A 9,230-nucleotide genomic window follows, 5' to 3' on the forward strand; every position below is an offset into this window, starting at 1 on the left:
GCCCGGCGGGACCACCCGCCGGGCGCGCACGATCGCTAATGATCAAAAGAAGGGCTGCGCGCCCACCGGCTTGATCATGTCCATGCCGAACCACTTCTTCCACAGCTCGGTGGTCTTGCCCTTGCGATACAGATCGAAGATCGCGACGTTCAGCCAATCCTTGAGCCCGGCGGAATTCTTGGCGACGCCCAGCGAGCAGTAATAGACGTCGATGGGGGTCTCGACGATCTTCCAGTCCACCTTGTGCTTGGACATGTGCTCGCCCATGAAGTCGATCACGTCGATCATGGCGGTGCCGCGGCCCTGCGCCAGAGCGCGCACGGCGTCGGGATAATTGTCCAGCAAGGTGACCTTGGCGTTCTTGAGGTTGTCCTCGATGAACTTCACCGGGGTCGAGCCGCGCACCTGCACGAAGGTGACGCTGGCATCATCCAGCTGCTTCCAGTCCGTATAGGGCTTGTCCTTGGTGGTCAGCACGCCGAGCACTTCGGTGTGCACCGGCAAGGTGAAGTCGATCACCTTGGCGCGGTCCGGATTGCGGGTCATGGCGCCCATGACGAAGTCGATCTTGCCGGCGGTGACGAAGGGGATGCGGTCGGGCGAACCCACCTGCACCACTTCCAGCTTCACCCCGAGCATCTTGGCGATCTCGGTGGCGTAGTCCACGTCGAAGCCGACGATCTCGTTCTTCTCGTCGAACTTGCCCAGCGGCGGCAGCGTGGGGTTCACGCCTACGCGGATGGTGCCGGACTTGATGATCTCATCCAGCGTCCGCGCCTGCGCGGCCCCTGGCAGAACGGCGCCGGCAATCGCAACCGCGATCGCCCCGGCGGCGAGCAATGACTTCAACATGCGTGGTTCTCCCGACCTCTGGATCCCGGCTGGTGCCACCTTCGAGATGACTTCCCATTGCCAAACGGTAGACAATTTGTATACAACGAGAGGCATCTGTAAAGCGGAAATCGCGCACATCCCCGGCTCCATGGGGGTGCGGGTCACGGGACATTCGGGCATGGCAGCCACGCAAACCTCAGGCGGGACAGACCCGCGACCGATGGTGTCCATCACCATCGACGGCACCCCTCTGGCGGTGCGGGAGGGCGACATGCTGGCCACCATTCTGGCGCGCGCCGATCTCAAGCGCCTGCGCCACAGCCCCCGCGCCGGGGCGCCGCGCGGCGCCTTCTGCTACATGGGCGTGTGCCAGGAATGCGCGCTGCATGTGGATGGCACCATCCGCCAGGCCTGCCTCACCCCGGCCCGCGCCGGCATGCGCGTGGAACGGCGGGGCGTGCTGTGAGCGCCGATCTCATCGTCCTCGGCGCCGGCCCCGCCGGCGCCAACGCGGCCATCGCCGCCGCCGACGCCGGCCTCAAGGTGATTCTGTTCGAGCAGCAGCCTGCGGCCGGCGGCCAGGTCTGGCGCGCGCCTTTGCCGGGCCTGGACACCACCCTGCCCGCCTCGCCCGAGCGCACCAGCGGCGATGGTCTGCGCGCCCGCCTCAAAGCCTCCCGCGTGGACGCCCGATTCGGCCGCACCTTGTGGTCGGTGGGCCAGCGTTTCCGCGTCGATGCGGTGGGGCCGGACGGCAACGAATCGGTCGAGGCGCCGCGCCTGATCGCCGCCACCGGCGCCCACGAGCGGGTGGTGCCGTTTCCCGGCTGGACCTTGCCCGGCGTCATCGGCCTTGCCGCCGCCACCGTGCTGCTCAAGGCCCAGGGCGGCGTGCCCGGCACCCGCATCGTCGTGGCCGGCTGCGGCCCGCTGCTGGCAGTGGTGGCCGCCGGCATTCTCAAGAGCGGCGGCTCCGTCGCCGCGGTGGTGGATCTCAGCGGCCCCGGCGATTGGCTGAAAGCCCTGCCCGCCATGGCGACGCAGCCCGCCCTCGTGGCCCGCGGCGCCGGCTGGGCGCTGAAGATCGGCGCCGCCCGCGTGCCAATGCTGTTCCGCCACGCCATCCGCACCGCCGAGGGCAGCGAAGAGCTGCAACGGGTGCGCATCGCCCCGGTGGATGCACAGGGCGCCTTCATCACGGGCCCCGAGCGGGTGATCGACGCCGACACCGTATGCGTCGGCCACGGCCTGGTGCCCGGTGGCGAGGTGCCCCGGCTGTTGCGGGCAACGCAGACCTTCGACCGGCGCCGGGGCGGCTTCGTGCCGGTGCTGGACGCCGTGGGGCGCACCAGCCTCAACGGCCTCTATGCCTGCGGCGACGGCGCCGGCATTCGCGGCGCCCTCGTGGCCGAACAGGCCGGGCGCCTCGCCGGCCTTGCCGCTGCCCATGATGCCGGCGCTCTCTCCGAAACGGCCTTCGCCACGGCCAGCGGCGCCGCCCGCGCCGCCATCGCCAAGGCCCGCCCCTTCTCCGACGCCATGGCCGGCATGATGGCCCTGCGCCCGGCGCAAGTGGCGTCCATCCCCGCCGACACCGTGGTCTGCCGCTGCGAGGACGTGACCCGCGCCGAAATCGACGCCGCGCATGCGGACGGCGCCTGCGACCTCAACCAGTTGAAGCAATTCACCCGCTGCGGCATGGGCCCGTGCCAGGGCCGGTTCTGCGGCGATGTCGCCGGCGAACTGCTGGCGCTGAAGGTGGGCTCGCGCGAAGCGGCCGGTGCCTTCACCGCCCGCCCGCCGCTGCGGCCGGTGGCCCTGGCCGACCTCATGGGCGCCTTCGATTATTCCGACATCCCCATTCCAGCCCCGGCGCCGCTATGATCCACGATCTCGCAGTCATCGGCGGCGGCGTGCATGGCGGCACCACGGCTTTGTTCGCCGCCCGCGGCGGCATGAAGGTGGCCCTGCTGGAGCGCGGCCCGCTCTGCCGCGAGGCGTCCGGCGTCAATGCCGGCACGCTGACCATGCAGATGACCCGCGTCGCCCTCATCCCCTATGCGCTGCGCGCCCACGCCATGTGGGCCAGCGCCCGCGAATGGCTGGGCCATGACGTGGGCGTGGTGGTGTGCGACGGCCTTTCGCTCGCCTTCACCCAGCAGGAAGAAGAACTGCTCACCTATCGCGCCGGCAAGCGCCGCGAGGCGGGTGCGCCCATCGAACTGGTGAGCGGCGCGCAGGCCCGCGCCATCGAGCCCGGTGTCTCCGACCAGGTGCGGCTCGCCGGCTATTGCAAGGTGGACGGCTTCGCCAATGCCTATCTCACCGGCCTCGCCTATCGCCGGGCGCTGCTGGAGGCCGGTGTCGACCTGCGGGAGAATACCCCGGTCTCCGGCATCGACCGCGAGGCGAACGGCTTTTCCATCCAGACCTCCAGCGGCACCGTGCGCGCCCGGCGGGTGGTGCTGGCGGGCGGGGTGTGGATCGAGCCCATGCTGGCGTGGCTCGGCGTCCATCTGCCCATCAAGACGCTGGTGAACCAATTGGTGGTCACCGAGCGGGTGCGGCCGGTCATGCGCACCGTGGTGGGCATCGCCAACGGCCTGCTATCGCTCAAGCAATATCCCCACGGCACCGTGGTCATCGGCGGCGGCTGGCAGGGCATTGGCGATCGCGAGCACGGCGGGGTCGAACTGCTGCCGGACCGCATGGTCGGCAATGTCCGCCTCGCCTGCCATGCCATTCCCGAATTGAAGGGCGCCCGCATGGCGCGCGCCTGGGCCGGGCTGGAGGCGGAGACCGCCGACGCGCTGCCGGCGGTGGGCCCGGTGCCCGGCGTGCCGGGCGCCTATGTCTGCGGCTCGGTGCACTCCGGCTACACCAGCGGCCCCTATATCGCGCGCCTGCTGGCGGAGCATCTGCTCGGCCGCGAACCGGATCTGCCCCTGTTTCCTATTGATCGTTTGCTGAACAGCAGCATTGCCCCGCGAGGCCCCCAATGACCACGACCTTCACCGATCGCCTGCGCGGCATCCATGCAGCCACCATCGTCCCCATGCGGCCGGATTTTTCCGTCGATGAAGACGCGCTCGCCGCCCACATCGCCGCCGTCACTGCCGTGCGCGGCATCAACGGCCTGCTGGTGAACGGCCATGCGGGCGAGAATTTCGTGCTCACCCTGGCGGAAAAGCGGCGGGTGGTGGAGATCGCCCGCGCGGTGAGCCCGGGTGATTGCCTGATCGTCTCCGGCGTGAACCATGAATCCAGCCTGGAGGCCGCCCGAGAAGCCGCCCAGATGGAACAGGCCGGCGCCGACGGCCTGTTGGTCTTCCCGCCCAACAGCTGGGCGCTGGGGCATGCGGACGAGTGCGTGCTGCTGCACCACCGCCTGGTGGGCGAGGCCACCACGGTGCCGCTGATGCTCTATGGCGCGCCGGTGGGCGCGGGCGCCATGTCCTATGGGCCGGCGCTGCTGACCCGGCTGGTGGCGGACCCGCGCATCCTGGCCATCAAGGAAGGCAGCTGGGAGGTTGCCACCTACGAGGAAAACCTGCGCCTGATCCGCGGCCTGCGTCCCGGCTTTGCCGTGCTCGGCTCCGGCGACGAGCATCTGCTGACCAGCTACATGATCGGCAGCGTGGGCAGCCAGGTGAGCTTGGCTGCCGTCGTGCCCGAGGTGGTCGTTGCCCTATGGGAAGCCGCCGAGTCCGGCGACTGGGTCACCGCCCGCGCCGTGCACGAGCGGCTCTATGCGCTGTCGGTGGCCATCTATCGTGATGCCCCCGGCGGGCGGGCGACCGCACGGCTGAAGACCTGCCTCAAGTTGCTGGGTCGGCTCAGCCATGACGGCCTGCGGCCGCCCCATGCCCCGTGTGATCGCCATGAGATCGCCGCCCTCGCCGCCGCGCTGCGGGCGGCGGGCGCTGAGAGTGCGCTGGACCACGCGGCGCCGCCGCGTCTGGCGGTGCCCGGCTAGTCCCTGAGACCGGCGGCGCGTGGCGGCGCCGGCGGGTGGATCCAAGCCCTCGGAGCCAAAGCGCCTGTTAGGGGATGACGCGGGGGGGCAGTTCCGGTCATATGCGCGCGCCGACAGGCTTCCATTCTGCGGGAGCCGAGGGCGATTCGAGAATTCCCCTCGGTTTGAGACGCGCGCTGACCAAAGGATGAGCACCAAGAAGACATTGCGCCTGAGCGCGTTGATTGCGGTCATCCTCGCGGTGACGGCAGCGTTTTGCGCCGAGCTTTACCTTTTGGATCAACAGGGTATCGCCGCGTGGCAGAATGCGGCCCGCGCCTCGGAGAATATCGCGACCACATTGGCCCATAGTGTCGATGAAGCGTTCGCTGACATCGATCGCGCCTTGGCGTCCGCCCAAGCTGCGGCGGAAACGCATGACATTTCAAAACTTTCACCGGAGCTGCGGGAGAGCGTGCTGTTCGGCGCCGCCGCCCGCTTGAATGTTCTGGAGACCCTGATGGTGGTCTCGCCGGACGGGCGTGCCCTCTATCGGTTTCCCGCCGGGCCAGCGGACGGGCGGGATTTGTCGGACCAGGGGTTCTTCAAGTCCCAGTTGAACGGCAAGGGCCAGGCCTACCTGGGCGGGCCATATCCGGGCCTCTTGCGTCAGAATGTCGCGACGTTGGTGTTCAGCCGCCGCCTGTCGCAGCCCGATGGGCTGTTTGACGGGGTGGTGGTGGCCACCATGCCCCTGGATGTGGTGCACCGCCTGCTGGCATCCGTGGACATCGGCCCCCATGGCATCGTGGTCCTGGTGCGGAACGATGGCCGTATCCTCATGCGCGAGCCCTCTACCGATGGGCAGGGCAATGCGGGCCGCGATCTCTCCGCCGCGCGGCCGTTCCGGCGGATGATGGCCGATCCGGCGATCGCCTTTACCGACGTCTCGACCACCGATGGGGTCAACCGCTTCTATGTAAACCGGCCCTTGACCAACGCACCGGTGATGCTGTCGGTGGCGTTCTCGGTGGATGACGTGCTGGCGCAATGGCACCAGCAGGCGCTGTTCCTGATGATCGGCGGGGCGAGCCTGTGCCTGGCGGTGATCGGGCTGATCATCGCCTTCTTCCGGGCCATGGAGACGCGCTTCCGGATCGAGCAGGAATTGGAAGGGCTGGTCTATACGGACAAGCTCACAGGTCTGCCGAACCGCCGGCATTTCGACGAGATGCTGCACCGGGAATGGCGCAAGGCGGCGCGGAGCGATGAACCCTTGTCGGTGCTGATGGTGGAGATCGAGCGCTTCAGCCACATCACCTCCCTGCTCGGCCACGCGGCCAGCGATCAGTTCCTCAGGAACGTGTCCGAGAATCTGCGCGGCGCCTTGAAGCGCCCGGCGGACACGGTCGCGCGCTATGGCACGGATGAATTCGCCGTCCTGCTGCCCGACACCAGCCGCACCGGCGCCGCCCGCATCGCCGAGCGGCTCAAGCAGGCCATCGAGAGCGTGCCGGCGGCCGGTCGCAACGGCCAGCCCGTCACGGCCAGCGCCCGCATCGGCTGCGTCACCACCATCGTCGCGCCGGGGGCGGATGTGGCGGAAATCCAGAAGGCGACGGAGCGCGCCCGGTCCATGGCCCGCAACCCGCGCCGCCAACCCATCGCCTCCGAGGAATATTTCAGCCGCAAGCCGGCGCGCTGATCCGCAGGCGCCCGGCCGGGATCATGCCCGCCCGCGCCCGGCCCGGCCCAGAAGCTCTGCCAGCCCCACAACCACGCAGCACAGTCCCATCAGCAGGATGGAGATGGCGGCGGCGGCGGGAAAGTCTGATCCGGCATCGGAAATCTTGCTGTAGAGCACCAAAGGCAGGATGTTCACCTGCGTGCCCACCAGCGCCAGCGCCGTGCCATAGGCGCCGATGGCCACCGCCGAGGTGAGGCAGAAGGCGGTGAGCAGCGCCGGCATCACCTGCGGCACCAGAATGTCCCAATGGGCGACGATATTGGAGGCGCCCAGCGAACGGGCGGCGGCGATCTGGGCGCGGTCGAAATTGATCAGCACCGGCAGCATCACCAGCACCACCCGCGGGATCAGATAATAGGAATAGGCCAGCCCCAGGCCCAGCGGCGAGAAGATGAAGCCGCCCACCACCGCCGGATCTGCCCCGAGCCGCGCCAGCAGCAGGGTCACGAAGCCGGAGCGGCCGAACACCAGGATGAAGCCATAGGCGATCACCAGGCCGGAAAAGGTCAAGGGCAGCGAGATGGCAAACAAGGTCGCCGCCCGGACCGACGCCGACAGGCGCGCCAGATGCAGCGCCACCAGGAAGCCCACCGCCACCGAGAAGGCCGGGGCCAGCGTGCCCAGCACCAGGCTGCCCCGCATGCCGGCCCAGAATACCGGATCGGTCAGTACCCGCCCGAAGGCGGAGCCATGGTCGGCACTGGCCTCCACCAGCACCACCGCCAAGGGCAGCACGAAGAACAGCGCAAATACCACCAGCGCCGGTGTGGCAAAGGCCAGCCGGATGCCCGGACTGGCGAGCGCAATGGTCCGCCCCTGCGTCTGCGTGCTTTTGCCCTGGACTGCCATGCGGCCTGCGCTTCCTGAACGGGCGCGTCTTCGCGCCGTCACTCCAACCGTGAACAGACCCGGCGGCGCAGAGGCCCGCGCCGCCGGCTCAAGCGTGCTACTGGCCGAGCACCTGCTTGGCCCACAACTGGTCGATCTCCGCCTTGCGATCGCTGGCCTTCTTCACGTCCAGCGGAATGGCGGTGATGGCCGGCATCTGCGCGGCCACCGAGGCTGGCAGCGCCACGCCGGGCACCGAGGGACGCACATAGCCTTCCGCAAACCGGGCCTGGCCGCTCTCGCTCATGATGAAGTTCAGCCACAGCTTGCCGGCGTCGGGGTTCGGGCCGCCCTTCACCAGGCTGATGGCATAAGGGGCGGCAACGGTGCCTTCCGAGGGGATGACCACCTGGACCGCATCGCCCATGCCGTCCTTGTACTTGGCCTTCAGGCCATCGTTCTCATAGCCGATCAGGATCGGGATCTCGCCCTTGAGGAACTGGGCATAGGGCGTGGTGCCGACCGTGCGCAACACATTGCCGGCCTTGTGCAATTTGGCCAGATAGTCGATGCCCGGCGCCACGTTGTCGATGCTGCCGCCATTGGCATAAGCGGCCGCGATCACCACCACCTGGCCCTGGCCGGTGGAGCGGGGATCGAGATAGACCACGGTCTTGGCATATTCGGGTTTCAGCAGGTCCGCCCAGCTCTTGGGCGGGTTCTTGACCAGATTGGTGTTCACCAGCAGCGCCGGGCTCAGGGTGTGGATGGTGAACCACTTGCCGTCGGCCTGCTTGAACTGCGGCACCAGCTTGCCGAAATTCACCGGCTGGAACGGGGCGACCACATCCTTGGTTACCGCATCCAGGGCGGAGCCGGCGAAGTAATAAGCGGTGTCCGCCTGCGGCCGGTTGCGGGCCTTGTCGAGAGCCACCACGGTGGCCGCCGAGCCGATGTCGTTATAGACCAGCTCGACGCCGGGATAGCGCTTCTGGAACGCCTTGAACTGCTCGCCCCAATTGGCCCAGGTGGGGCCGGTGTCGAAGGAGACGATCATGCCTTCCTTCTTCGCCTGCTCATAGAGCGCGCTTTCGCCGGGAAACAGTTCCGGCCCCTCCAGCGCCATCGCCAGGGAGGGAAGAGCGATGGACGGCAACGCCACGAGAGCCGCCGTTGCGGCCTTGATCAGCCAGTGCGTCATGACACATTTCCTGTGGTGGCAGGCCCAGAGGACCCGGAAGAAGCGTGCGCTTCGTGCGGCAGGAGCCGGATCGCCTCCGGCGGGATCTGGACCGCCGTGATGGCCGCCCGGATATTGGTCTCGATGCGGATCAGGCCGCCGGCGACCGCCAGGTCGCAGCGGCGCACCGCACCGAGGAAACGATCTTCGGACACCTGTCCGGGAAACACATTGGCGGTGCCCGCAGGCAGCGCACCGGAAACCGGCAGGGCATGTTCCGGGCGCACCAGCACGCCCACCGGTGTGCCGGCGGCAAATCCGGTGGTATCGCACGCCATCTCGCCGATGGGCGTCATCGCCCGTCCCTCGCCCAGCACCCGGCCGTCCCACAGATTGGCGTGGCCGACGAAGGTGGCCACCACCCGGTTGATGGGCCGGTCATACAGCTCGCGCGGCGGCGCCACCTGGATCAGCCGGCCGGCATGCATCACCGCCACCCGGTCGCCCATGGAGAGCGCTTCTTCCTGATCGTGGGTCACATGCAAAGTGGCGATGCCGGCGCCGCGCTGCACCCGCATGATCTCGTCGCGCATGCCGTGGCGCAGGGCGGCGTCCAGCGCCGACAACGGCTCGTCCAGCAGCAAGGCACGGGGCTCGAACACCAAAGCGCGGGCCAGCGCCACCCG

General features: G+C 68.6%; 9 protein-coding genes. 5 read left to right on the plus strand and 4 right to left on the minus strand.

Features of this window, described 5'->3' with window-relative positions:
* Positions 1–42: 42 nt before the first annotated feature.
* Complete coding sequence (locus AAG816_RS26920) at positions 43–852, minus strand: transporter substrate-binding domain-containing protein (protein ID WP_341992800.1); 810 nt, start codon at positions 850–852, stop codon at positions 43–45.
* A gap of 160 nt (positions 853–1,012) precedes the next feature.
* On the opposite strand from AAG816_RS26920, the gene AAG816_RS26925 reads away from it, so the two are divergent.
* The 5 genes from AAG816_RS26925 to AAG816_RS26945 all read left to right on the plus strand — a co-directional run bounded on the left by AAG816_RS26925 (position 1,013) and on the right by AAG816_RS26945 (position 6,494).
* Positions 1,013–1,300, plus strand: coding sequence for a (2Fe-2S)-binding protein (locus AAG816_RS26925; RefSeq protein WP_341992801.1), 288 nt, complete (start codon positions 1,013–1,015; stop codon positions 1,298–1,300).
* Positions 1,297–2,718, plus strand: a complete 1,422-nt coding sequence (locus AAG816_RS26930) for an FAD-dependent oxidoreductase (protein WP_341992802.1) — start codon at positions 1,297–1,299, stop codon at positions 2,716–2,718. Before AAG816_RS26925 ends, AAG816_RS26930 begins: the two co-directional genes overlap by 4 nt.
* The gene (locus tag AAG816_RS26935) at positions 2,715–3,836 is read left to right on the plus strand and encodes an FAD-dependent oxidoreductase (protein ID WP_341992803.1); all 1,122 of its coding nucleotides are present in this window, start codon (positions 2,715–2,717) and stop codon (positions 3,834–3,836) included. The genes AAG816_RS26930 and AAG816_RS26935 overlap by 4 nt, the downstream gene beginning before the upstream one ends.
* Positions 3,833–4,810: a dihydrodipicolinate synthase family protein gene (locus tag AAG816_RS26940; RefSeq protein WP_341992804.1), complete on the plus strand. Its 978-nt coding sequence runs from the start codon at positions 3,833–3,835 to the stop codon at positions 4,808–4,810. Before AAG816_RS26935 ends, AAG816_RS26940 begins: the two co-directional genes overlap by 4 nt.
* 187 nt (positions 4,811–4,997) lie before the next feature.
* Positions 4,998–6,494: a sensor domain-containing diguanylate cyclase gene (locus AAG816_RS26945; RefSeq protein ID WP_341992805.1), complete on the plus strand. Its 1,497-nt coding sequence runs from the start codon at positions 4,998–5,000 to the stop codon at positions 6,492–6,494.
* Between the two features lie 21 nt (positions 6,495–6,515).
* On the opposite strand, the gene AAG816_RS26950 is transcribed toward AAG816_RS26945, so the two are convergent.
* The 3 genes from AAG816_RS26950 to AAG816_RS26960 all read right to left on the minus strand — a co-directional run.
* Complete coding sequence (locus AAG816_RS26950) at positions 6,516–7,385, minus strand: ABC transporter permease subunit (protein WP_341992806.1); 870 nt, start codon at positions 7,383–7,385, stop codon at positions 6,516–6,518.
* Positions 7,386–7,482: 97 nt separating this feature from the next.
* Positions 7,483–8,565: an extracellular solute-binding protein gene (locus AAG816_RS26955; protein ID WP_341992807.1), complete on the minus strand. Its 1,083-nt coding sequence runs from the start codon at positions 8,563–8,565 to the stop codon at positions 7,483–7,485.
* Positions 8,562–9,230 (minus strand): ABC transporter ATP-binding protein (locus AAG816_RS26960; protein WP_341992808.1); only part of this gene is annotated, 669 nt, incomplete at its 5' end. The genes AAG816_RS26960 and AAG816_RS26955, both read right to left, overlap by 4 nt.

The sequence above is a fragment of the Azorhizobium sp. AG788 genome, from assembly GCF_943371865.1.
GTDB lineage: Bacteria > Pseudomonadota > Alphaproteobacteria > Rhizobiales > Xanthobacteraceae > Azorhizobium.

What these genes read in the sequence shown, in the direction of transcription:
- AAG816_RS26920 (WP_341992800.1), bottom strand. Translation starts at nt 852, where the DNA reads ATGTTGAAGTCATTGCTCGCCGCCGGGGCGATCGCGGTTGCGATTGCC.
- AAG816_RS26925 (WP_341992801.1), top strand. Translation starts at nt 1,013, where the DNA reads ATGGCAGCCACGCAAACCTCAGGCGGGACAGACCCGCGACCGATGGTG.
- AAG816_RS26935 (WP_341992803.1), top strand. Translation starts at nt 2,715, where the DNA reads ATGATCCACGATCTCGCAGTCATCGGCGGCGGCGTGCATGGCGGCACC.
- AAG816_RS26940 (WP_341992804.1), top strand. Translation starts at nt 3,833, where the DNA reads ATGACCACGACCTTCACCGATCGCCTGCGCGGCATCCATGCAGCCACC.
- AAG816_RS26945 (WP_341992805.1), top strand. Translation starts at nt 4,998, where the DNA reads ATGAGCACCAAGAAGACATTGCGCCTGAGCGCGTTGATTGCGGTCATC.
- AAG816_RS26950 (WP_341992806.1), bottom strand. Translation starts at nt 7,385, where the DNA reads ATGGCAGTCCAGGGCAAAAGCACGCAGACGCAGGGGCGGACCATTGCG.
- AAG816_RS26955 (WP_341992807.1), bottom strand. Translation starts at nt 8,565, where the DNA reads ATGACGCACTGGCTGATCAAGGCCGCAACGGCGGCTCTCGTGGCGTTG.